This window comes from Pseudomonas oryzihabitans, assembly GCF_006384975.1.
Taxonomy (GTDB): Bacteria; Pseudomonadota; Gammaproteobacteria; order Pseudomonadales; family Pseudomonadaceae; genus Chryseomonas; species Chryseomonas psychrotolerans_B.
In genome coordinates this window covers 1012522-1034912 of record NZ_CP021645.1, presented here as the reverse complement: position 1 = coordinate 1034912, position 22391 = coordinate 1012522, and the positions used below count along the sequence as shown (strand labels likewise).

Below are 22391 nucleotides of genomic sequence, written 5' to 3'. Positions count from 1 at the left end.
GCAACGGTGGGTCAAAGATCGAAAGGTCAAGTCAGGTCCTAAGCCAAAATGGCAAAGCTATGACTATAATCGGCGCCTTTAAGGCGTCCCTGTGTTACGAGGAGAGTAGCGATGACGGTCGAGCGACGGGGTTCCAGGGTTTGGGGAGCGGTCTTTGCGACAGCCCTGGCGTTTGCCGGTCAGGCCATGGCGGCCGAGGCTGAAAATCCTGATCCCTGGGAAGGCTTCAACCGCAAGGTCTTCGCGTTCAACGATACCCTGGATACCTATGCCCTCAAGCCGGTAGCCCAGGGTTACCAGCGCTTCACTCCGGGTTTTGTGCAGACTGGCGTAAGCAACTTCTTCAACAACATCGGTGACGTGCGCAACCTGGCCAATGATCTGCTACAGGGCAAGGTCGAACATGCGGGAGTCGATACGGCGCGTCTGTTGATGAACACCACCCTGGGCGGTCTCGGTCTGGTAGACGTCGCGACCATGGCTGGTCTGCAGCGTAACGATGAAGACTTCGGCCAGACCCTCGGCAAGTGGGGTGCTTCCAGCGGCCCTTATCTGGTACTGCCGTTCTTCGGTCCCAGCACCGTGCGCGATGGTATCGGGCGGATTCCCGACAGCTACACCACCGCCTATCCCTATGTGGATGATGTCGCTGTCCGCAACAGTGCCTTCGCCTTGAACACGGTGGACACCCGCGCCAGCCTGCTACCGGCCGAGCGACTGATCACCGGCGACAAGTACATCTTCATTCGCAATGCCTACCTGCAGACTCGCGAATTCAAGGTAGAGGATGGTCAGGTAGTCGACGACTTCTAACGCCTTGGATATGAAAAGGGCAGCCACGGGCTGCCCTTTTGTGCACAGGGTGCGGGGGACTAGCGCATTTCCAGCACGGAAAGCCCCAGCAATTGCTGGCCGGAGTCCGTGGCTTGGACTCGCAGGACTTCAGCTTCAGCTTCCAGCCCCTTGAGTTCGGCATGGTTGGATGGGATGAGCACGGTCACCTTGTCGCCGACCTTCAGCGCAGTGCTAGCCTCGATCTGGAAGCCCGTGCTGGACAGATCGACACAGCGGGCTTCGAACGTCTGGTCGCCGACCTTGAGCAGGGCCTTGGAGTCGACGGCCATGCGAATGAAGTCGCGTTTTTCACTGTAAGAGCGGTCAATGCTACTCATGGCAATCCTACTGCTGGGGAGGATGGATGAAGGTTTGCTTGAGGTATAAACTCCCAAAAGGCACCCTGTAAAGAAAATCCGTCCAGTTGGCAAGCTTGAACGCCCCGATGGATGGGAGTAGTGTCTCCGCCGTGTCGTAATCACCGTGGCCCGTGTCGGATAATCTCCGCCGGTTAGCCGTTCGGGTGCATGCCTGGATCCTCTATGTCTAATTCGCCTGCCACGCTCTTGATCATTGACGATGACGAGGTGGTTCGCTTAAGCCTCGCCGACTATCTCGAAGACAGTGGCTTCACTGTCCTGCAGGCCAGCAATGGCCAGCAGGGCCTGGAAATTTTCGAGCGCGAACAGCCTGACCTCATCATCTGCGACCTGCGTATGCCGCAGGTGGACGGTCTGATGCTGCTACGCCGTATTAGCGAGCTATCGATCGATACGCCAGTGCTGGTGCTGTCCGGCGCCGGTGTCATGAGTGACGTCGTCGAAGCCTTGCGCCTCGGCGCAGCCGACTACCTGATCAAGCCGCTCGAAGATCTGATGGTGCTCGAGCACTCGGTGAATCGTGCCCTGGATCGAGCGCGGCTACGTCTGGAGAACGATCGTTACCGGGTCAAGCTGGAGAACGCCAATCGCGAGCTGCAGGCCAGCCTGAGTCTGCTCGAGGAAGATCAGAACGCCGGCCGCCAGGTACAGATGAACATGCTGCCGGTGACGCCTTGGGAAACCGAGGGTCTGAGCTTCGCCCACGAGATCATTCCGTCGTTGTACCTATCCGGTGACTTCGTCGACTACTTTCGGATCGACGAGCATCGGGTAGCCTTCTATCTGGCGGACGTGTCCGGCCACGGCGCCTCGTCGGCCTTCGTGACCGTACTGCTCAAGTTCATGACCACGCGCCTGCTCTATGAGTCCAAGCGCAACGGCACCCTGCCGGAATTCAAGCCATCGGATGTGCTCGGTCATATCAACCGAGGTCTACTGGATTGCAAACTGGGCAAGCACGTGACCATGCTGGGTGGCGTCATCGACGAAACCACGGGTACCCTGGCCTATAGCATCGGCGGACATCTGCCGTTGCCAGTACTGCATACGCCGGAAGAAACCCGTTTCCTGGAAGGTAAGGGGTTGCCGGTAGGCCTGTTCCAGGAGGCCACCTACAATGACTACCAGATGGCCTTGCCCGAGCGTTTCAGCCTTACCCTCTTTTCGGATGGCATCTTCGATCTGCTACCGGGAGACAATTTGAAAGAGAAAGAAAGCAGCCTGCCTGATTACGTTCGCCGCGCGGGCGGTACACTGGCAGGCCTGAGTGAAGCCCTGGATCTGGTATCCGTTTCCGAGATGCCCGACGACATCGCTTTGCTGGTGTTGAGCAGGAACCTGGCATGAGCACCGGAAAAATCCAATTTGCCGAGCAGGACGGCACCTTTGTCCTGAAATTCACGGGCGAGGTCCGTCTGACCCTTTGCTCGGCGCTGGATGCGACCATCGAGCACATCTTCTCGTCGTTGAACTTCTCGTCCATCGTCATCGACCTGACCGAGACGCAGAGCATCGACAGCACCACCCTGGGGCTGCTGGCGAAGCTTTCGATCCTGTCGCGGCAGCGCATCGGCCTGCTGCCCATGCTGACGACGAACAACCCGGACATCCTGCGGCTGCTGGACTCCATGGGATTCGATCAGGTGTTCAATATCGTCGAGACGGTCCTACCTTGCCCCGAGTGTCTGACCGACCTGCCGCCGCAGGATCAATCGGAAGCCGAGGTGCGCAGTCGCGTGCTTGAAGCCCATCGGGTGTTGATGGGCCTCAATGAATCCAACCGCAATGCCTTTCGCGATCTGGTCAGTGCCCTGGAAAGGCACTGACCGCGTCATCGCTTAGCGCTTGCCGGGCAGCAGCACTTCCAGCTTTTCCTGATCGCGCGCGAACTGGCGGATGCCTTCGGCCAGTTTTTCGGTGGCCATGGCGTCTTCGTTGTGCGCCCAGCGGAAGGCAGCTTCGTTCAGCTGCTGCTTGGGCTCGCCAGTGGTGGAGTCGGCGGTCAGCACACGCGGCAGGTCGCCCTGGGCGTCCGACAGTTGCTGGAGCAGTTCGGGGCTGATGGTCAGGCGATCACAGCCGGCCAACTGCTCGATCTGGTTCAGGTTGCGGAAGCTGGCGCCCATCACCACGGTCTTGTAGCCATTGGCCTTGTAGTACTGGTAGATGCGGGTCACGGACTTCACGCCCGGATCCTCAGCACCTTCGTAATCGCGGCCCTCGGCTTTCTTGTACCAGTCGTAGATGCGACCGACGAAGGGCGAGATCAGGAACACGCCGGCATCGGCGCAGGCAGCGGCCTGGGCGAATGAGAACAGTAGGGTCAGGTTGGTTTGGATGCCTTCCTTCTCCAGTTGCTCGGCCGCGCGGATGCCTTCCCAGGTGGAGGCGATCTTGATCAGCACGCGGTCCTTGCCGATACCGGCCTTCTCGTACAGCTCGATCAGGCGGTGGGCGCGGTCCAGGGTGGCATTGGTGTCGAACGACAGGCGTGCATCCACCTCGGTGGAAATGCGGCCGGGGATCAACTTGAGGATCTCACCACCCACGGCCACGGCGAAGCGATCGCAGGCCAGGCCGATGTCGCCACCGGCGCCACTGAAGGCGGCCTGCAGGTGATCTTCATAGCGGGGCAGGGCGGCGGCCTTGAGCAGGAGCGAGGGGTTGGTCGTGGCGTCGTAGGGCTTGAGGCGGGCGATGGCGTCCAGATCGCCGGTATCGGCGACGACCGTGGTGTATTGCTTGAGTTGTTCCAGCTTGCTCATGGCAGGTCTTTCCTTCGGTTAGCGAATGGACATCGTGGAGACGTGACTCAGTGGCCTCTGAGAAGTTCAGTGGCCTCGTCGTACAGGCGCAGCGGATCGGGGCTGCGATGCAGGTCGGTGGATAGCAATTGACGAAAGCGCCGGGCACCGGGAAAGCCCTGCGCGAGGCCCAGGACGTGCCGGGTGACGTGATGGATAGCACCACCCTGCTGCAGATGGGCTTCCACATAGGGTCGCAGGCTTAGCATGACAGCATGACGGGTGATCCGAGGACTTTCCGACCCATACAGCGCGGCGTCCACCTCGGCCAATAGATAGGGATTCTGGTAGGCCTCGCGACCCAGCATCACACCATCGAACACCTGCAGCTGCTCACGGCAGGTATCCAGGGTCTTGAGGCCGCCGTTGAGAATGAACTCCAGGTCGGGAAAATCCTTTACCAGCTGCGCAGCGACCTCGTAGCGCAGTGGAGGAACCTCGCGATTCTGCTTGGGCGAGAGGCCTTCCAGAATGGCGATACGCGCGTGAACGGTAAAGCTACGGCATCCGGCCTCGGCGACCTGGCCGACGAAGTCGCGCAGGGACTCGTAGCTATCCCGGCCGGAGATACCGATCCGATGCTTGACCGTGACCGGAATGGCCACCGCATCACGCATCGCCTTGACTCCATCGGCCACTCGTTCCGGATAGGCCATCAGGCAGGCGCCGATCAGGTTGTTCTGTACCCGGTCACTCGGGCAGCCGACGTTGAGGTTGATCTCGTCATAACCCGCCTGCTCACCCAGGCGCGCCGCCGCTGCCAGCTCACTCGCGACGCTACCACCCAGTTGCAGGGCCACCGGATGCTCGGTGTCGTCATGCCGCAGAAAGCGCTGAGCATCGCCATGCAGCAGGGCACCAGTAGTGACCATCTCGGTGTAGAGCAGTGCGTGCTGGGAGAGCAGGCGATGGAAATAGCGGCAGTGACGATCCGTCCAATCCATCATCGGCGCCACGGAAAAGCGGCGGGAGGGCTCAGGGCGCGTGGTCACTGGGTTTGAGGCGGTTTCGGCAAGCATCTTGGTACGTCTGTTCTAGGCCCGTTTTGCTACATCCCAGCCGGTTTCTCGGGGCGCGTTGCTCCAACAGGGCACTCGCGAGCAGGCAGGTAGCAAATCGATAGGGGAGCGATCACTTGGTGGCGCCGAGGAACGGCGACACTGCAAACACGGCCCCGGGTCCGCATCGTGCGGGATTGAGTCCCGAGTCTATCAGGAATCCCGCACATTCGACCGGTAGCAGGCCACTCGGATCTCGTTGAAAAAGCGCAAATGGAATCCACGCGGCCTGGCGCATGGGAGCAGGCTGGCCGTAGCAATGCCGAGGGAAAGGGCGATGATCTATCGTGATCCGGGACGCGGCGTGACGCCGCTAATGGGCATGGTGATGGTACCCATCGGATCTTTAGGTTCTGTACGAAAAATCGCCGAGCGAAGGTCAGGCGAGGCCTAGGCGGCCCCACGAAAAAGGCTGAGGAAGCGGATCGGAGTCGCGCTCGACCGGGCTCGCGCTCGAGTTTACGAGCGGTAAATGAGCATTGCGACGGGGCCGCCTAGGCCGGGCTTGCCATCCAGGCCTTTTTCAACGAAGCATCACCGAGCGCAGGTATTTTTCGTACAGAACCTAATCCGACTAGGGGGATGACTGTTAGCGGTAGAGGCTTAAGGGGCTTCAATCCAAAAAGAGTCCATCTTTCGCGTTGGAGAGCCTGTGCTTGTACCTCAGGAAGACCCGGCAACTTGATGTGGCTGCGTTGACCGCCATAGGAGAAATGTTTGATGGGCGGGTAAGCCGAACCCGCTTTCCACCCCAGGATATGGTTTGACAGACCAAGGAAGCGGGTCGACCGGCCTCGTCTGCTAGGCTGATTCCTCGATCTCAATTCGGTTCCTGCCTGCTACCTTGGCTCGGTAGAGCGCTCGATCCGCTCGCTCGGTGATCGAGGTAATGGTTTCTCCATAGGAAAACTCCGTTATTCCGAAGCTAGCGGTCACCTGCCGTCCTATGGGAAAGGCGTGACTTTCGACGCGTTGGCGCAATTTTTCCGCCAGTATGAAGCAGCCGGCCGCATCCGTATCAGGACAAACAACGAAAAACTCCTCACCACCATTGCGACAAAAAACATCTTTCATTCGCAGATTTTCCGAGACGATGCGGACTAATGCGGACAGTACTTCGTCGCCCTTGTTGTGACCAAAACTGTCGTTGATCGATTTGAACTTGTCTATATCCAGTGCGATGAGGCCATGCTTGATGAATATGGGGTGAATCGACTCCGTGTGATGGCGCATCTCCTCGATGAAATGACGTCTGTTATAGGCGCCGGTCAGGGAGTCGGTGCGTGCCATGAGATCCATTTCATGGGTTCTTTTCAGAACCAAATAAGCTGTTTTTCGGTTCTGGTTAGCCAGTACGAAGAACATCATCGCCAGCAAGCCGCTCACGATGATACTGAGCGCAATGAAGTAGGAAATCTTAAAGTCTTCCCCTTGGGCGAGAACGAAACTATCCGATGCTGAAAGGGTCATGCCGTAGCGGGTGTCGTCAGGTAGAAGGCTTCTGGCTTGAGTGAAGTCTGCCTGTTGCGTTTCCTGTACATCGTTGGTGTAGATGGAGATGGATTTATCATCAGGACCGACAAAATATAGATTGATCGCCATCTGCCCAGTGCTTGAAGCGGGAAGGCCGGTTTCCATCAGTTCCGCCATGGGCACCATGGCTGCCACGAACGCCGCGTCCTTTGGACAGATCTCATTTTTACAGCCAACGGCTATTATGAAAAAAATGCCGAATTTTCCGTTACTGAGCTTGATGGGGGCGGATACCACCGGCTGGGAGGAGTTTTTTGCTTTTTCGAAGAATTGAGGGAGTGTCGGGTCGACGGTATCTATGCTTACGCCAGAGCGCATGTCTGGTTGTTGTGAGGCCGAGTAAAGGATCATTAGTCGCGAGTTGCTACCTTGTCGCGGTGTCTCGCCACGCTTGGCTTTCGAGTAGGCACGGTAGTCAAAGCCGGAATCGCTCGGGCCTTCACTGGTCAAGCCTGCAGTTTTATAGCTGTGTTCGTTCAAGTCGCGGACGAAGAGATAGGCACCGCCTGGATAAAGAAAGGGCGTGATGAATCCTTTGAATTCTGCTTGAGTAGTGATGTCGGAGTTTTCTATAAAGCGCTTTGCGCCCTCGATTCTGCGCGCTTCGGACTGGAATCGATTTTTTACCCTGCTTATTCGCTCATCTGCAAGCATGTGAAAGTTCGTGATAGTCACGAGTTTGGATCTTTCTTTTATCTGTCCGCACATGTAGATGAGAACCAGGAATGTCGTCGCGAATACCACCATGGCAGACACCCAGGTCTGCCTGGGTGTCTGGTCCGCGCTGGCGGCATTCCGGTCGTAAAAGTCTGGCATGAATCGAGCGTCTCAGGTCGGAAGTTTAGATGTCAGGTCGAGTAAGAGCTATTCTTCGAACAGTTACATAAGGCAGGTCGGCATTTTTGGTAGGACATTGGCCTGATGCTGAAACTTGGTCCATTTGATAAGGGCCTTGTCGCCAGGTTGAAGCGCTCTTCTGGCAACTTTCACTTCCGGGTTGGAAAAGCGCTCTTGGTAGTCGAGTGCAGTTGGTTTGCTAGAATATGTCTGTTTGCATAAGATCTTCAAAGCATTGTCAGTAAAAATCGTGGCCCTGGAGGTTCATGCCTTGCATTCCTTCGCTGGTAAGCCTTGGGGTGGCGGGGCCTATCCTCTCCATCTCCAAGGGAATAGCAACTGTGGTGATGTGATGTTCATCACAAAAAGAGAGAATTTGACTGTATGGTCGAAATGATGGAGATAATAACTTTTATTTAAAGTGCCGTTAATCGATTCACCTGCGGAGTTCGCCGGTAAGGTCTCGCTAAGCCTTGCTTCATCAAGGCTTCAAACGTTTTTCAATAACTACATGGATGGCCGCTGTCCTTTAGTAGAGTCGGTGAAGGTTTGGGTGCGGACGTGTAGACCTATTCGGTTCCTCGGTAACCCTGCTATGCAGGACTTGATCAGTTCAGAACTGTCTTTGAGCAGACAGACGCCGGATTTTCTCCTGAACTCTGGCAGCATCTTTCCAGTCGTCTTGCACACGACTAGCGATGGTCTACTAGCTATCGAGCCTTATATTCCCGAGGTATTTCAAGATGTTGCTAACGGGGAGAGGTCTGATTTCAAGCTGAAATCGTTATGATATAACGTGCGGCCTCGGCGGCCAGGCTCCTGCAAGGAGGCTCATGGCCGACATTGGTGCTTTGTTTTCATAAGGATTGTCATGTCTTCATATCGCCCCTTCCGCACTGCCATGGCAGCGTCTGCATTGGCGACGCTGGTGGCTTTGTTTCCCTTGGCATCCTCGGCCCAAGAGCGGGTTTTCGATGTTGTCGGCCCCTTCGAGATCGGAGGGTTGGACCCGTCCATTTCAGGCTTCGTCTTCCAGCGCATGCAGATCGCCGAGACGCTTTTGGACAGCGATGCCCAAGGCAATCCGGTACCAGGCCTGGCAGAGCGCTGGGTCGCTTCGGCGGATGGCAGGACCTGGCGTCTGGCTATTCGCCAGGGGGTGAAATTCCATGACGGCACCGAGCTTACCGCCGCGGGCGTTGCTCGCGTACTCGAAGTGGCACGCAGCAAACCGGGGGTATTGAAGCAGGCGGGTATGGAATCGATCACCGCCGAGGGCAACGAGGTGGTGATCCAGCTTGCCAAGCCCTTCAAGCCGTTGTTGGCACTGCTGGCTCACTCCTCCACCAATATCCTGGCTCTCAGCTCCTTCGACGCCGAAGGCAAGGTGCAGCAGATCATCGGTACCGGTCCTTACCGGGTGACCTTGCTGGAGCCGCCCCAACGCCTCGCCGCCGAGCGATTCGATGGGTATTGGGGAGCCAAGCCAGAGATCGTCAAGACCACCTATCTGGCGGCAGGGCGCGGTGAGACACGCACCCTGATGGCGGAAAGCGGGGACGCGGAGTTGGTATTCCAGCTCGATCCGCCGAGCATCGCCAAGCTCACGCGTTCGAGCAACCTTAAGGTATTGATCGAGCCGGTTCCTCGGGTGGTACTACTGACCCCCAATTCCGGCGCAGGGGCTACCGCTCCGGTAGAGGTACGCCAGGCACTCAGCCTGGCCATACAGCGCGAAGGAATCGCGACCGCCGTACTTCGTGCGCCCGGTACCGGTGCAACCCAGCTGTTCGCCAAGAACGTGCCCGCCTGGCATGACGCTGGACTGGCCCCGCTCGCCTACGATCCCGCTGCCGCGCGCAAGCTGCTGGCCGGACAAGGCTGGGTGCCGCGGACCGATGGCATCCTGGAAAAGGATGGCAAACCGCTCAAGCTCAAGCTGCTGACCTATTCTGATCGTCCCGAGCTACCGCTGATCGCCACGGCGCTCCAAGCCCAGCTCAAGGATGTCGGGATCGATGTGGAGGTTTCGGTACAGAATTCCAGCGCCATCCCGGCAGCGCATAACGATGGGTCGCTCCAGCTTGCGCTCTATGGCCGTAACTTCGCTCTGGCGCCCGATCCGCTGGTTACCCTGCTCAATGATTTTGGCAACGGGGGCGGGGAGTGGGGACCGCTAGGCTGGAAGAATCCCGCTTTCGACCAGGCGCTGCATGCCTTGCTGAACACTGATGATCCGGCCGAACAGCAGCGGCAGCGCCACGCCGCCATGGCTCAGGTGCAGAATGAGCTGCCGGTGATCCCGGTGGCCTGGTATCGACAGACGATCGCCGTTTCGAACGCCGTCGACGGAGCGGCCATTGATCCCTTCGAGCGTACCTTCGGGCTGAGCAAGATGCGGTGGGTCGAATGACGCGGCTGTTGAGCTTCCGTCTATTGCAGGCGGTCATGGTAGCGCTGCTGGTAGGCGCCCTCACGTTTCTCTTCATGAGCCTGCTGCCTGGTGATGCCGCGTACCGCATCGCCGCCGGGCGCTATGGCTACGATATGGTGGATACGGCAGCCGCCGAAGCGGTGCGGGCGGAGCTGAATCTCGATCAACCGCTGCTGTGGCGTTTCCTCGCCTGGATCGGTGATCTGCTGACGCTGGACCTGGGCCACTCACTGGTCTCCGGTAAACCCGTCATGGCGGTCGTCGCCCATGAACTGGGCAGTTCCATTCGGCTGGCGATCGGTGCCGTATGTGTGTCGCTGCTGCTTGGTCCGCCGCTGGGCGTGCTGGCCGGTCTGCGTCCGGGCAGTCTGCTGGACCGGACCCTGCTGGTTCTGACCACTGCCGTGCGCGCCTTGCCCCAGTTCGTGCTGGGGGTGATCTTCGTACTGCTGTTTGCCATCTCCTGGAAGCTGTTTCCGGCGGCTGGGCACGGTACCTTCTGGCACAGCGTACTGCCGACCCTTACCCTCGCGCTGGGCCTTGCGGCGGTGTCGTCGCGGGTGGCCCGGGATGCCACCGTCGAGGTGGCCGCCTCGGCCTACTATGCCTTCGGCAAGTTGAAGGGGTTGCGGGGTGCCAGCGTCTTCCTGCGCCATGGCCTGCGCAACATCGGCGTTCCCGTGGTGACCTACCTGGGCGTACAGCTGGTGTATCTCATCGAGGGCGTGGTGGTGGTGGAGACGCTCTTCGCCTGGCCGGGGATCGGTCATGGGCTGGTCCACGCCATCGTCCAGCGCGACGTGCCCATGGTGCAGGGCACGGCCCTGGCAATGGGGCTGCTGTTCGTGATCCTCAATACCTGCGTCGATGTCGCCAATCACCTGATCGATCCACGCGGGAGAAACTCATGAGCCTGGACAATTCCGGCGTCCTCGCGGCGCCGCCTGCGCGCGCTTCGGCCCGCTGGTTGGGCATGGGATTGCTGACCGCTATGGTCGCCTTCGCCGTGCTCACGCCATTGCTGTGGTCGGGCGACATCGCCCGGCAGGACTATCTGGCGATCCTCACGGCGCCCAGCGATGCCTATCCCCTGGGCACCGACCACCTGGGGCGGGACATGCTGGCGCGGCTATCGGTCGCCATCCGCTTTTCCCTGGGGCTGGCCTTCATCAGCGTCTGCACCGCGGCCATTCCCGGTGTGCTGCTGGGTATCCTGGCCGCCTGGAAGGGCGGCGCGGTCGACAAGCTGCTGGGCGGAGTGGCTGAGCTGTTCCTGGCATTGCCGGGTCTGCTCCTGGTGCTATTGATCGTCGCGGTATTCCCGGGCTCTTTTATCGCGCTCTATAGCGCCGTCGCCCTGGTGTTGTGGGTGGAGTATTTCCGCATGACCCGCGCGCTTTCCCGCACGGTGCTGGCATCGCCGGCGGTAGCGGCCAGCCAACTGCTGGGCTTCGGCCCCGTCTATATCGTGCGGCGGCATCTTTGGCCGCAACTGGCTCCGGTGCTGTTGACCATCGCCGCCTTCGGTGCCGCCTCGACCATCATGGCCATCGCCGCGCTCGGCTTCGTGAGTATCGGAGTGCGGCCGCCCACCGCCGAGTTGGGGCTGATGATCACCGAGTTGCTGCCTTATTACGCCGAGGCGCCCTTCGTCATCGCCTTGCCGATCATCGCTATCTTTCTGACCGTGTTGTCACTGATGCTCATCACCGGAGGACGCAAGCCATGACGTCATCGCTCATGACCACCGCCCTGGAAATCCGTAGCGAGCAGGGGCAACTGGTGGAACCGTTGTCCATCAGCCTGGCGCCAGGCCAGGTGTTGTCGATCATCGGGGAGACCGGCTCGGGCAAGAGCCTGTTCGCCCAGGGACTGGTCGGCAACCTGCCGGCCGGCCTACAGGCCCATGGCCAGATTCGTTTGCCGGATGGCTTCGCCGAAGAGGGCCGCCAGGTCGGGCGCCGCCAGCAGTGGGGCAGGGGACTTGCCGTGTTACCGCAGGAGCCTTGGCTGAGCCTGGACCCGACCATGAGGGCGCTGGCCCAGGTGACGGAGACCTATACCCAGGTAGGCGGCCTTTCGGGCACCCAGGCCTGTGAAAAGGCCATGGCGGCTCTGGCGCGCCTGGGGCTGGCAGGGGCCGAGCGCAAGTATCCATTCCAACTGTCGGGCGGCATGGCGCAGCGGCTGGCGTTCGCCGCCACCCATGCAGGCGGTGCGCCGGTATTGATCGCCGATGAGCCCACCAAGGGGCTGGATCGTGACCGGATCGACGAGGTCATCGCACTACTCAAGGCCATGCTGGCCGAAGGTGGCAGCCTGCTCATCATCACCCACGATCTCGAAGTCGCGCGTCGTCTGGGCGGTGAGGTGATGATCATGCTCAAGGGGCGGGTGATCGAGTCCGGTAGCGCCGAGCAGATCCTCGGTCAACCACGGCATGCCTATACCCGTCAGTTGCTGGCAGCCGATCCGACTCGTTGGCCGCGTCGGGAGCGTCGCGGCGAGAAAGGTGAGCCCGTTGTGGCGGTCGAGAACCTGGCCGTCCAGCGGGGCGGTCGGCAACTCTTCGAGGCGCTGTCCTTCGAGGTCCGGCCAGGCGAAATCCTGGGCGTGACCGGTCCATCCGGCTGCGGCAAGTCGACTCTGGGAGACGTTATCCTAGGGCTCGCCGCGCCTAGTGCGGGCACCATGAGACGCAAGCCGGGGCTCAGTCGTTTCGCCTTCCAGAAGCTGCACCAGGATCCGGTGGCTGCCTTCGCCCCAGCGGCTACAGTCCGTCAGTTGCTGGCCGATCTGGTCCGGTTGCATCGTCTGGATGCGTCCCGCATCGGTCGGCTGATGCAGCGTTTGAGGCTCGACGAGCGCCTGTTGGATCGGCTGCCGGGCAACATCTCCGGGGGCGAGCTGCAGCGCTTTTCGTTGCTGCGCGTGCTTCTCCTGGAGCCCGCGCTGATCTTCGCGGACGAACCCAGCTCACGACTCGATCTCATCACCCAACGGGAAATGATCGAGTTACTAGTGGAAATGGCCGAGGAAGCACGAACCGCCATCCTGCTGGTGAGTCATGACGAAGCTCTGGTCGAGGCTGTGGCCGATCGGCGCATCCATCTGGCAGACCCGGCGGCGCTCACGCGGAATCTGCCAGATCTGGAGCCTCGTCCTGAGAACCTGGAAGAGATCCTAACCAAGACTGTCTAAAGCTTTCGCTGGCATTCGCACAACTAACCTTTTGCCCTGGTACGCGGGACGCTAATTCAGAATATCACCCATCTATTGAAGGTGCTGGCGGACATTTAGCTGCCGGAGATCGCTCAATGGATGGGTGTTGGCGGGGTTTGCTCAACGCGTCTTCGAGAAAATCAACGATCATTCATCTATTGAATTAGTCTACAGGCTATACATTAAAAACTGTCAATCACAGCATACTGCTCAGTATGGAGGCTAATGAATAGCGACCTGCGATTAGGTATTAGCGACGAGCAATAAGAGACGAATAGCAGCCGGTAGCTAGGTGTTAAGGCAAACGTTTGAGTGTCGCGAATTATTTAGTAATATCTTAGTACTGATCAGGTATTGCTTTGGGTCCTATTGGTTATTGGTCTTAATGATTGGCTCGCCTAGGCGACAAGATCCGCAATTACCAGGCGGGTCAAGGCATTAGGCGGCGTTGCTGGTCGTCGATCCTGGCGATATGAATACAGCTGTCGCAGAGCTTGTTGGTTGTCACTCCTTCAGTTATATCCTGGTCATAGTATATCTTTGTCTTTTATCTCTGCTGCTTTTCTGTGGTCGAAGAGCATGGGGTCGTGGTCTAAATTGAATTATCATTTTTACGTAATAAAAGTTTTACTTTTAAGACTTTTTAAAAGTGTTTCTCTAGGTGCTTGACACATGACGAAAAAAGAAAGCAGGATGAGGTCTCTTTATATTTCATGTCGTAGATTTTCTCCGGTTGCAACGTGACATCTGAACGGAAAATCCATAGAGGGAACCCAAGCGACAATTTGTTTCTACATTGGGCTTGAGCCGTCAAGCATCGTAACCGGCACCATCTCGAAGCGTTCGTCTCTAGTTTTCGGTAAAGCCTATGCGAAGGCCTGCTGCACTATAGTGAGAACCTCAGTCAGCGTCGTTTCTCGTTAAATGATGGAGCACATCCAATGGCTCGGCTATTTTCTTCATGTTGTAAGACGGCAAACCGATGACATCGATAAAAATACCGTTTTCCGCCAATGATTCCAAAATGAAGATGCAGCCGCCAGATTACTTATCAGTAGACGTTGCTGCATTGAGCAATAAATCCATCCTATTCAAATTGAAGAAACCCTTCGAGGCCTTTCTTCGAAGCTTTTTCTTTTTCAGCGGTCGACTTGCCGGCGCTCTCTGACCCGATATTTGGGCCCGCATGGGGGAGTGCGGGCCCTATCCAACGCGCAGTACATGGCGTGATGGGGTGGCCTCGCTGCCCTAGTGCTCCTGGCTGCGCGCCCCTCCCATCAAGCCTTGCCAATAACGAACAGAGGACGTCATGGAACGCTCGCATTGTCAGATAGGAACACCAACTAATATTTATAAACCAGGTCTTAGCCGACTTTTCCGCCCCTTGGCACTGGGTGTGGTGGGAGGCTGTGCGCTGTTATCGAGCGGCGAAGCGGCCCTTGCCGAAGGTTTCGTGGACGACAGCAAGCTTACGCTGACCCTGCGTAACTATTACTTCAGTAGTGACCGTGCCAACCGCCGGGCTAATCAGCAGGACTGGACTCAGGGCTTCCTGATGGATTATCAGTCGGGGTTCACTCAGGGCACCGTGGGTGTCGGGGTCGACGCCTTTGGCTATCTAGGGCTCAAGCTAGATGGTGGCCCGGGCCGTCGTGGGACGGGTAACTTACCCGTCCATGCGGGGAACGAGCCGGCGGATGAGTACTCTCGTGCTGGTGCAGCGGTCAAGCTACGCGTGGGCAAGACGGTGGTTCGTTATGGCCAGCAGGCACCCTCGGCGCCGGTTTTCGCCATCAGTACCAGTCGGCTGTTTCCGCAAACCGCAACGGGCTGGAGCGTGGTCAGTGCCGACGTTGCCGATCTGATGATGGAGGCTGGGCATTTCACCTCGGCTACCGATCAGGTCAGTACTAATAGGGACGGGGATCTCTGGGCCGGCTACGCACGGCGGCGGGCCGCTAGCATCGACTTCGCCGGGGGTAAGTACAGCCCGGTAAAAGGCGTCAGTGTATCGCTGTATGGGGCGCAACTGGATAACATCTGGAATCAGTACTACGGCAACCTGAATTTGGTCAAGGCGCTGTCCAGCACCCAGTCGCTGACCTTCGATGCGAACCTCTATCACACGGTCGATACAGGTAAGGCGAACGCTGGTCCTATCGATAATACGTCCTACAGCCTGGCAGCTGCCTACACTCAGGGCCCTCAGACGTTCACCTTGGGTTGGCAGAAGATCAACGGCGATACCCCGGCCGACTATGTTGGCATGGGCGATAACAACCGCCTCGGCTCGGGGCTGCTCCTCGGCAACGCCGTGATGTTCTCCGACTTCAACGCCCCCAACGAACGCTCCTGGCAGGCACGCTACGACCTCAACTTCAAGACACTGGGGGTGCCCGGTCTTAGTCTGATGACCCGGTACGTCAAGGGTACCGATATCGACGGTAGCGGTCTTCCTGCCAACAGCGCCTACCGCGGGCTGTATGGGGCCGATGATCGCGAGCGGGAACTCGACCTGGAAGGTCGCTACGTCCTTCAGTCGGGCGCTGCCAAAGGGCTGTCGATCCGCGTGCGTCAAGCCTGGCACCGCGGATCGCCGTCCACCGGTGGTTCGGTCGATCAGTTGCGCTTGATCGTGGACTACCCCCTGCGACTGCTTTAAGCAGCAGGCCCGGCGGCCGCTCCTGCAGCGGTCGCCGGGTTCTCACACGCCTGTGGGCGCTAACTGTTCCAGTTCCGCCAAGACTTCCAGCAGCATGGCGGAGTGGTCGTCGGCACGGTAGCTGACCACGATGGGCGAGGTTGCCTGGGCGTCTAGCAGCGGGGTGTAGCCGATGTCATCGCGGTGCAGGCGCTGCACCGACGCCGGCACCAGGGTCACTCCGACCCCGGCTGCCACCAGGCCAATGGCCGTCTGCAGTTCATTGGGTGTCTGGGCCACATGAATGTTCAGGCCCTGGCTGGCGAACAGCTTGAGCACATGGTCCGCGTAGCTGGGGCGGGGCGAGCCCGGATAGAGGATGAAGGGTTGTCGCGCCAGCTGAGCCAGGCTGACCGGTGCCGCCAGCAGCGGATGGCCCTTGGGTAGCACTGCCACCAGGGGATCCTCGCGGAGGATGACTTGGGTGATGGATGGGTCCTCGATGAGGATGCGCCCGAAGCCGATATCGATGCGTCCGCGTTTGAGCGCCTCGACCTGCTGCAGGGTGATCAACTCCGCGAGATTCAGCTCGATGTCGCCGTGGCTGCGCAGCCGGCGGATCAGATCGGGAAGTTGGCCATAGAGGGTCGACGGCGCGAAGCCGATACTGAGGAATCTCTTGCTGGCCTCGCTCATACGACGGGTATCGGCGCAGGTACGTTCGAACTGCTCGAGCAGTTGCGCCGCCTGCTCGTTGAAGAACCGACCGGCTTCAGTCAGTTTCAACGGGCGACCGCGCTCGATCAGTACCACACCGAGTTCATCTTCCATCTGCTGGATCTGCCGGCTCAGCGGCGGCTGGGCAATGTGCAGGAGTTCCGCTGCCCGGGTGAAGTTGAGCGTCTTCGCCAGCACGCAGAAGTAGCGTAGTTGCCGGAGTTCCACAATACCTCCAAGGTATGGAGCCAGACCTAATCCATATTGGACGGTAACCCTCCCTGCGCGTCAATCTCGGCTCAAACAACAACGCGCATTGGTACAGAGCCCATGGCCAGTCCTACTCTAGAAAGGTTGGAGACACTGATCGTCGACCTGCCGACCATCCGCCCGCACAAGCTGGCCATGCATACCATGCACGGGCAGACCCTGGTGATCCTCAAGCTGCATTGCAGCGACGGTATCGTCGGTCTAGGCGAGGCGACCACCATCGGCGGACTCAGCTATGCCGGCGAAAGTCCGGAAAGCATCAAGACCAACCTGGATACCTGGATCGCCCCCGCGCTGATCGGCCAGGACGCCACCAACCTCAATGCGCTCATGCAGCGTATCGATCGCAGCGTGCGCGGCAACACCTTTGCCCGCAGCGCCGTGGAGACCGCGCTGCTGGATGCCCAGGGCAAGCGCCTGGGGCTGCCGGTGGCCGAATTGCTCGGGGGGCGGGTGCGCGACGGGGTGGAGTGCGCCTGGACCCTGGCCAGCGGTGACACCGGCAAGGATATCGACGAGGCCGAACTCATGCTCGACCTGCGTCGGCATCGGCACTTCAAACTCAAGATCGGCAGTCGCAGCCCCGCCCAGGACGTCGCCCATGTCGCCGCCATCAAGCGTGCGCTCGGCGAGCGCGCCTCCGTACGGGTCGACGTGAACCAGGCCTGGAGCGAGGCGGCGGCGATCAAGGCCGTGCGTGACCTGGCCGCCGCCGGCGTTGAGCTGGTCGAGCAGCCGCTGCCGCGTTATGACCGCCTGGGCATGGCTCGCCTGAACGCCCACAGCCCGATTCCGCTGATGGCCGACGAAGCCATCGAGTCCGTTGCCGATGCCTTTGCCCTGGCCCAGGCCGGTGTCGCTCCCATCTTCGCCTTGAAGATCGCCAAGACCGGCGGCCCCAGGGCCGTCCTGCGCGCCGCGGCCATCGCCGAAGCCGCCGGCATCGGACTCTATGGCGGCACCATGCTCGAAGGCAGCATCGGTACCCTCGCCAGTGCCCATGCCTTCGCCACCCTGGACCGCCTGGAGTGGCACACGGAGCTCTTCGGGCCCTTGCTGCTGACCGAGGACATCCTCATCGATCCGCCGCAGTACCGCGACTTCCAGCTACTGGTCCCGACCACTCCGGGACTCGGCGTCCAGCTCGATGAAGAACGCCTGGCGCGCTTCGCCCGCCGTTGACCCCCTTTTCGCCCAGGAGTCCCTACCATGCTTTTCCATGTCCGCATGACCGTGAAGCTGCCTACCGACATGCCCGCTGAACAGGCTGCCCGGCTCAAGGCCGACGAGAAGGAATTAGCGCAGCGTCTGCAGCGCGAGGGTACCTGGCGTCACCTCTGGCGCATCGCCGGGTTGTACGCCAACGTAAGCCTTTTCGACGTACCCGACGCCCAGGCGCTGCACGACACCCTGATGCAACTGCCGCTGTATCCCTACATGGAGATCGAGGTTAACGCCCTCTGCCGACATCCTTCGTCAATCCATGCCGACGACCGCTAACGACGCTGTGTTTCGCCTGACTGCCTGATAAGAACAATACGAGGATTACCGCCATGACCGTACGTATCGCCCACACCGCCGAGGTGCAGAAATTCTTCGAAACCGTCAGCGGCTTCGAGCAGCCCGCAGGCAACGCCCGCATGAAGGCCATCGTGCATCGGGTACTGACCGACACCATCAAGATCATCGACGATCTGGACATCACGACCGAGGAATTCTGGGCCGCCGTGAACTACCTGAACGTCCTGGGGGCGCGGCAGGAAGCGGGCCTGGTGGTGGCCGGACTCGGGCTGGAGCATTACCTGGATCTGCGCCTGGACGCCGAAGACGCCCAGCAAGGCCAGGTGGGCGGTACGCCGCGTACCATCGAAGGCCCACTCTATGTCGCGGGTGCGCCCCTGTGCCAGGGCAGCGCACGTCTGGACGATGGCGCCGACGCCGGTACGCCGCTGTTCATGCAGGGCGTGGTGCGTGACGTGAATGGCCAGCCGCTGGCCGGTGCCATCGTCGATGTCTGGCACGCCAACACCGGTGGCACCTATTCCTACTTCGATCCAAGCCAGTCCGAGTTCAATCTGCGTCGGCGGATCGTCACCGACAGCGAAGGACGCTATCGCTTCCAGAGCATCGTGCCTTCGGGCTATGGCTGCCCGCCGGACGGTCCGACCCAGCAGCTGCTGGACCAACTGGGCCGTCATGGCCAGCGCCCGGCGCATATCCACTTCTTCATCTCGGCACCCCAGCATCGCCACCTGACCACCCAGATCAACCTGGCGGGTGACCAGTACCTGCACGATGATTTCGCCTATGCCACACGGGACGAGCTGATCGCCCAGATCGACTTCCACGAGGACCCGGCGCGCGCGGAGGCGTTAGGGGTGAGCGGACGTTTCGCCGAAATCGAATTCGACTTCGAGCTGCAACCCACCGCGGAGCCGGCGGCCCAGGAGCGGCGTGAGCGGGTCCGGGCGCTCGAGGCCTGAACCGGAACCAGTCGATAAAGAGCCCGGAACGTCCTGCGTTCCGGGCTTCGTCGTATAAATCGGCGGCTGCCAGGCCAAAGGGTTGCCGGTGATGGACTGGTTTGTGCGGGCGCCAGAATTGTCGGGCGGGGGCACGAGAAAGCACTCAGGCTTGAGCGATGGCTCTGGCATAAGGCTTCTGTGCTAAAGTGGTGGCTTACGCGGTATTTCGCATTCGGTTACAGCCCATGCGAGCGGGAATGGAGAACGAATCGGCGCTTGGCCTGCCTAAACAGTGTCCAATCAAACCGGAGTCCTACCATGAACGCTAAGAAAACCGCTGCCTTGATGTTTGCTGGTCTGATCGCCGTGAGTGGCGCCGCCTTCGCTGCCGAGGGCGTGGGCAATCCGCCCAAGGCCAACAGCTCTGGTCTGGGTACGCCGGCTGGCCAGAAGACCGGTGAAGGTGCTGGCGCCGCCACCGGTGGTGGCAAGACCACGCTCAATGATCAAGGCCAAAAGCAACAGCAGTAATGGCGACAGGCCGCTGGCGAGCCGGCGGCCTGTAACTGATCCTACAAGTTTGAACTTTACGGTCTCCTTCGGTCCAAGGGAGCCGAGCGAGTGCGTATAGGGGTTTGATGGTGAGCGCGGAAACGAGCAAGGTCGTCCTGGTAGTCGAGGACGAGCCGCAGATATTGATGATTCTCGCGGACTATCTTTCCGAACTGGGCTATACCGTTCTCCAAGCACCTTCCTCACTGGAAGCCTTTCGTATCCTCGCGGGGCGTCCGCGTCTCGATCTGCTGATCACCGATTTCCGCCTGCCTGATGGTGTCTCCGGTGTGATGATCGCCGAACCCGCCCTCAAGCTGCGTCCGGATCTCAAGGTGTTGTTCATCAGCGGTTACCCCGCCGAGATCATCGATACCGGTTCCTCGCTACTGGGCAAGGTCCCCTTGCTGACCAAGCCTTTCTCTCTCGAACGTCTCCACCTGCAGGTTCAGAAACTGCTGGGTAGCTGATCCGCTTCGTCACGGAGATCGTTTTTCCGCCGAAACAGTCTACTAGAACAGACGCGACCAATCCGGTCGCCTCAGTTTTCAGGAGACATCGGCGCCCATGGCCATCAAGCATTTCACTCATCACGAAGCTATCTCGTCCGCCGTTCCCGCTGAACAGGGATTCGAGGCGGTCATCGCCGTCAAGGCACGGCGGGACGACGCCCAGCCCACCTTCCACAAGGTGGCCACCGAGCGTCATTTCGATCTGGCATCCGAAGCAGAAGAGGCCGCCGACGCCGCACTCAACCGAGTGACGGAAATAGGTGACGACGATGAACTCCTTTGGGATGAGCAGGCCGTCTGATGAGTCGAGACCAGGGAAAGGCCGAAGAGCCACGACAGCGTCATGAGTCCGGTCCGGACGATCCAGAACTGACACGCGAGGAAGAACAAAACGTCGACGAGAGCCAACTGCCACGTGCCGTGGTGCTGCACGAGATCATTCGTTCCCAGGGTGATCACGAGCTGGAGCGCACCATCGCCGCGCTGTTCTGGTCGGCGCTGGCAGCAGGGCTGACCATGGGGCTTTCGCTGATGGCCATGGGCTTGCTCAACGCCAATCTGCCCGAAGGTGGTTATAGCAAGATCATCGCCAGCTTTGGCTATTCAGCCGGGTTTCTCGGGGTGATCCTCGCGCGCCAGCAGCTGTTCACCGAAAATACCCTGACGGCAGTCCTGCCGGTGATGAGCGAGCCCACGTTGCACAATTTCGGTCGACTTGGGCGGCTGTGGGGCGTGGTGCTCATCGGTAACCTGCTGGGTACGATACTGGTGGCCTACGTGATCCTGCATCTGCCGCTGTTCGATGCCAAGGCTGATGCGAAATTTCTCGCGATTGGCACCAAGGTCATGGAGAACGACGCCACGGGCATGTTCGCCAAGGGCATAGTGTCCGGCTGGATGATCGCCACCATGGTCTGGATGCTGCCGGCAGCGGAGAGCGCCAAGATCTGGATCATCGTGCTCATCACCTATCTGATGGCACTAGGCGATTTCACCCATATCGTGGTGGGCAGCCTGGAGGTGGCCTATCTGGTGTTCGCCGGGGAGGCGACCTGGGGAGAGTTCTGGCTGACCTTCGCCGGGCCTACGCTGGCGGGCAATATCGTCGGGGGTAGTCTGATCTTCGCGTTGATCAGCCACGCCCAGGTGCGTAGCGAGAACTGAAAAGCAGAAGGGCCGGCAAATGCCGGCCCTTCTGTCTGCCATCACTCGTCGTCGTTGAGCTGGCCCATCGCGGTGGTGTTGAAGCCGCCGTCGACGTAGAGGATCTCGCCACTGATGCCCGAGGCCAGATCGGAACACAGGAAGGCGCCAGCGTTACCGACTTCGTCGATGGTCACATTGCGACGCAGGGGGGTCTGGCGCTCGTTGGCGGCCAGCATCTTGCGGAAGCTCTTGATGCCCGACGCGGCCAGGGTGCGGATGGGGCCGGCGGACACCGCGTTGACGCGAGTGCCTTCCGGGCCGAGGCTGCCAGCCAGGTAGCGCACGCCGGCTTCGAGACTGGCCTTGGCCATACCCATGACGTTGTAGTTGGGCATGGTGCGCTCGGCGCCCAGGTAGGACAGGGTCAGCAGGCTGCCGTTGCGGCCGCGCATCATCTCGCGGCCGGCCTTGGCCAGGGCCACGAAGCTGTAGGCGCTGATGTCGTGGGCGATCTTGAAGCCTTCGCGGGTGGTAACGCTGGTGAAGTCACCGTCCAACTGATCGCCGGGGGCGAAACCGACCGAGTGGACGATGCAGTCCAGGCCGTCCCACTTCTGCGCCAGGGCGGCGAAGACGGCTTCGATCTGGGCGTCGTCGGCAACGTCGCAGGGGAAGCACAGCTCGGGGTTGGAGCCCCAGCCTGCAGCGAATTCTTCTACGCGGCCCTTGAGCTTCTCGTTCTGGTAGGTGAAGGCCAGTTCCGCGCCTTCGCGGTGCATGGCGGCGGCGATGCCGGAGGCGATGGACAGCTTACTGGCGACGCCGACGATGAGAACGCGCTTACCGGCGAGAAATCCCATGGTTTTTTCCTCTTTCTATGTTGAATCCGACGCCTCAGCCGCAGGGCCGACGGTCGGGTTGGGCAGGGCTCTGCGCAGGTCAGAGCAAGATCTTGTCCCGATCCCCGGAGGGGCGGGCACGGGTGG

At 60.0% G+C, this 22391-nt stretch carries 21 protein-coding genes; 15 read left to right on the top strand and 6 right to left on the bottom strand.

The window, feature by feature from the left end:
• Positions 1–111 precede the first annotated feature (111 nt).
• Entirely contained in the window at positions 112–813 is a 702-nt protein-coding gene (locus CCZ28_RS04480) for an MlaA family lipoprotein (RefSeq protein WP_205894634.1), read from the top strand.
• A gap of 59 nt (positions 814–872) precedes the next feature.
• On the opposite strand, the gene CCZ28_RS04475 is transcribed toward CCZ28_RS04480, so the two are convergent.
• Positions 873–1172 carry a PilZ domain-containing protein gene (locus CCZ28_RS04475; protein WP_140216262.1) on the bottom strand — a complete coding sequence of 100 codons (300 nt, stop codon included), beginning with the start codon at positions 1170–1172 and terminating at the stop codon, positions 873–875.
• 204 nt (positions 1173–1376) lie between these two features.
• Between CCZ28_RS04475 and rssB the strand changes: the two genes are divergently transcribed.
• Positions 1377–2561, top strand: coding sequence for a two-component system response regulator RssB (gene rssB / locus CCZ28_RS04470; protein ID WP_140216260.1), 1185 nt, complete (start codon positions 1377–1379; stop codon positions 2559–2561).
• Positions 2558–3040: an anti-sigma factor antagonist RssC gene (gene rssC / locus CCZ28_RS04465; protein WP_059229407.1), complete on the top strand. Its 483-nt coding sequence runs from the start codon at positions 2558–2560 to the stop codon at positions 3038–3040. Before rssB ends, rssC begins: the two co-directional genes overlap by 4 nt.
• A 12-nt stretch (positions 3041–3052) precedes the next feature.
• Here rssC and tal read toward each other — a convergent pair whose 3' ends face one another.
• The 3 genes from tal to CCZ28_RS04450 all read right to left on the bottom strand — a co-directional run bounded on the left by tal (position 3053) and on the right by CCZ28_RS04450 (position 7425).
• Positions 3053–3979: a transaldolase gene (tal, locus tag CCZ28_RS04460; RefSeq protein ID WP_140216258.1), complete on the bottom strand. Its 927-nt coding sequence runs from the start codon at positions 3977–3979 to the stop codon at positions 3053–3055.
• Between the two features lie 47 nt (positions 3980–4026).
• Positions 4027–5037 carry a tRNA dihydrouridine(20/20a) synthase DusA gene (gene dusA / locus CCZ28_RS04455; protein ID WP_140216256.1) on the bottom strand — a complete coding sequence of 337 codons (1011 nt, stop codon included), beginning with the start codon at positions 5035–5037 and terminating at the stop codon, positions 4027–4029.
• A gap of 840 nt (positions 5038–5877) precedes the next feature.
• Positions 5878–7425, bottom strand: coding sequence for a GGDEF domain-containing protein (locus tag CCZ28_RS04450; RefSeq protein WP_140216254.1), 1548 nt, complete (start codon positions 7423–7425; stop codon positions 5878–5880).
• 937 nt (positions 7426–8362) lie between these two features.
• Between CCZ28_RS04450 and CCZ28_RS04445 the strand changes: the two genes are divergently transcribed.
• The 5 genes from CCZ28_RS04445 to CCZ28_RS04425 all read left to right on the top strand — a co-directional run bounded on the left by CCZ28_RS04445 (position 8363) and on the right by CCZ28_RS04425 (position 15764).
• Positions 8363–9859, top strand: a complete 1497-nt coding sequence (locus CCZ28_RS04445; RefSeq protein ID WP_240795231.1) for an ABC transporter substrate-binding protein — start codon at positions 8363–8365, stop codon at positions 9857–9859.
• On the top strand, positions 9856–10791 hold the full coding sequence (locus tag CCZ28_RS04440) for an ABC transporter permease (protein ID WP_140216251.1): 936 nt from the start codon (positions 9856–9858) through the stop codon (positions 10789–10791). The genes CCZ28_RS04445 and CCZ28_RS04440 overlap by 4 nt, the downstream gene beginning before the upstream one ends.
• Entirely contained in the window at positions 10788–11609 is an 822-nt protein-coding gene (locus CCZ28_RS04435; protein ID WP_140216249.1) for an ABC transporter permease, read from the top strand. Before CCZ28_RS04440 ends, CCZ28_RS04435 begins: the two co-directional genes overlap by 4 nt.
• The gene (locus CCZ28_RS04430) at positions 11606–13081 is read left to right on the top strand and encodes an ABC transporter ATP-binding protein (protein WP_140216247.1); all 1476 of its coding nucleotides are present in this window, start codon (positions 11606–11608) and stop codon (positions 13079–13081) included. The genes CCZ28_RS04435 and CCZ28_RS04430 overlap by 4 nt, the downstream gene beginning before the upstream one ends.
• A 1330-nt stretch (positions 13082–14411) precedes the next feature.
• Entirely contained in the window at positions 14412–15764 is a 1353-nt protein-coding gene (locus CCZ28_RS04425; protein ID WP_140216245.1) for an OprD family porin, read from the top strand.
• Between the two features lie 42 nt (positions 15765–15806).
• Here CCZ28_RS04425 and CCZ28_RS04420 read toward each other — a convergent pair whose 3' ends face one another.
• A complete protein-coding gene (locus CCZ28_RS04420; RefSeq protein ID WP_140216243.1) occupies positions 15807–16688 on the bottom strand; it encodes a LysR family transcriptional regulator in 882 nt (293 codons plus the stop codon).
• Positions 16689–16790: 102 nt separating this feature from the next.
• Here CCZ28_RS04420 and CCZ28_RS04415 point away from each other — a divergent pair, with 102 nt between their 5' ends.
• The 7 genes from CCZ28_RS04415 (at position 16791) to CCZ28_RS04385 (ending at position 21423) form a co-directional block, all read left to right on the top strand.
• Positions 16791–17912 (top strand): muconate cycloisomerase family protein, encoded by a 1122-nt coding sequence (locus CCZ28_RS04415; protein ID WP_140216241.1) that lies wholly within the window; start codon positions 16791–16793, stop codon positions 17910–17912.
• A gap of 27 nt (positions 17913–17939) precedes the next feature.
• Positions 17940–18230, top strand: coding sequence for a muconolactone Delta-isomerase (gene catC, locus CCZ28_RS04410; RefSeq protein WP_140216239.1), 291 nt, complete (start codon positions 17940–17942; stop codon positions 18228–18230).
• A gap of 53 nt (positions 18231–18283) precedes the next feature.
• On the top strand, positions 18284–19213 hold the full coding sequence (gene catA / locus CCZ28_RS04405) for a catechol 1,2-dioxygenase (protein WP_140216237.1): 930 nt from the start codon (positions 18284–18286) through the stop codon (positions 19211–19213).
• A 300-nt stretch (positions 19214–19513) separates the two neighbouring features.
• Complete coding sequence (locus tag CCZ28_RS04400; RefSeq protein WP_167509207.1) at positions 19514–19726, top strand: hypothetical protein; 213 nt, start codon at positions 19514–19516, stop codon at positions 19724–19726.
• Positions 19727–19833: 107 nt separating this feature from the next.
• Entirely contained in the window at positions 19834–20217 is a 384-nt protein-coding gene (locus CCZ28_RS04395) for a response regulator (protein ID WP_140216235.1), read from the top strand.
• Between the two features lie 97 nt (positions 20218–20314).
• A complete protein-coding gene (locus tag CCZ28_RS04390) occupies positions 20315–20560 on the top strand; it encodes a hypothetical protein (RefSeq protein WP_058765317.1) in 246 nt (81 codons plus the stop codon).
• Positions 20560–21423, top strand: coding sequence for a formate/nitrite transporter family protein (locus CCZ28_RS04385; protein WP_140216233.1), 864 nt, complete (start codon positions 20560–20562; stop codon positions 21421–21423). Before CCZ28_RS04390 ends, CCZ28_RS04385 begins: the two co-directional genes overlap by 1 nt.
• Positions 21424–21464: 41 nt before the next feature.
• Here the strand turns inward: CCZ28_RS04385 and fabI are convergent, their stop codons facing one another.
• Positions 21465–22265: an enoyl-ACP reductase FabI gene (gene fabI / locus CCZ28_RS04380; protein WP_140216231.1), complete on the bottom strand. Its 801-nt coding sequence runs from the start codon at positions 22263–22265 to the stop codon at positions 21465–21467.
• Between the last annotated feature and the right edge of the window lie 126 nt (positions 22266–22391).

What these genes read in the sequence shown, in the direction of transcription:
- CCZ28_RS04430 (WP_140216247.1), top strand. Translation starts at nt 11,606, where the DNA reads ATGACGTCATCGCTCATGACCACCGCCCTGGAAATCCGTAGCGAGCAG.
- tal (WP_140216258.1), bottom strand. Translation starts at nt 3,979, where the DNA reads ATGAGCAAGCTGGAACAACTCAAGCAATACACCACGGTCGTCGCCGAT.
- CCZ28_RS04385 (WP_140216233.1), top strand. Translation starts at nt 20,560, where the DNA reads ATGAGTCGAGACCAGGGAAAGGCCGAAGAGCCACGACAGCGTCATGAG.
- catC (WP_140216239.1), top strand. Translation starts at nt 17,940, where the DNA reads ATGCTTTTCCATGTCCGCATGACCGTGAAGCTGCCTACCGACATGCCC.
- CCZ28_RS04450 (WP_140216254.1), bottom strand. Translation starts at nt 7,425, where the DNA reads ATGCCAGACTTTTACGACCGGAATGCCGCCAGCGCGGACCAGACACCC.
- CCZ28_RS04440 (WP_140216251.1), top strand. Translation starts at nt 9,856, where the DNA reads ATGACGCGGCTGTTGAGCTTCCGTCTATTGCAGGCGGTCATGGTAGCG.
- CCZ28_RS04475 (WP_140216262.1), bottom strand. Translation starts at nt 1,172, where the DNA reads ATGAGTAGCATTGACCGCTCTTACAGTGAAAAACGCGACTTCATTCGC.
- rssB (WP_140216260.1), top strand. Translation starts at nt 1,377, where the DNA reads ATGTCTAATTCGCCTGCCACGCTCTTGATCATTGACGATGACGAGGTG.
- CCZ28_RS04415 (WP_140216241.1), top strand. Translation starts at nt 16,791, where the DNA reads ATGGCCAGTCCTACTCTAGAAAGGTTGGAGACACTGATCGTCGACCTG.
- catA (WP_140216237.1), top strand. Translation starts at nt 18,284, where the DNA reads ATGACCGTACGTATCGCCCACACCGCCGAGGTGCAGAAATTCTTCGAA.
- CCZ28_RS04435 (WP_140216249.1), top strand. Translation starts at nt 10,788, where the DNA reads ATGAGCCTGGACAATTCCGGCGTCCTCGCGGCGCCGCCTGCGCGCGCT.
- fabI (WP_140216231.1), bottom strand. Translation starts at nt 22,265, where the DNA reads ATGGGATTTCTCGCCGGTAAGCGCGTTCTCATCGTCGGCGTCGCCAGT.
- CCZ28_RS04395 (WP_140216235.1), top strand. Translation starts at nt 19,834, where the DNA reads ATGGTGAGCGCGGAAACGAGCAAGGTCGTCCTGGTAGTCGAGGACGAG.
- CCZ28_RS04480 (WP_205894634.1), top strand. Translation starts at nt 112, where the DNA reads ATGACGGTCGAGCGACGGGGTTCCAGGGTTTGGGGAGCGGTCTTTGCG.
- rssC (WP_059229407.1), top strand. Translation starts at nt 2,558, where the DNA reads ATGAGCACCGGAAAAATCCAATTTGCCGAGCAGGACGGCACCTTTGTC.
- CCZ28_RS04390 (WP_058765317.1), top strand. Translation starts at nt 20,315, where the DNA reads ATGGCCATCAAGCATTTCACTCATCACGAAGCTATCTCGTCCGCCGTT.
- CCZ28_RS04425 (WP_140216245.1), top strand. Translation starts at nt 14,412, where the DNA reads ATGGAACGCTCGCATTGTCAGATAGGAACACCAACTAATATTTATAAA.
- dusA (WP_140216256.1), bottom strand. Translation starts at nt 5,037, where the DNA reads ATGCTTGCCGAAACCGCCTCAAACCCAGTGACCACGCGCCCTGAGCCC.
- CCZ28_RS04400 (WP_167509207.1), top strand. Translation starts at nt 19,514, where the DNA reads ATGAACGCTAAGAAAACCGCTGCCTTGATGTTTGCTGGTCTGATCGCC.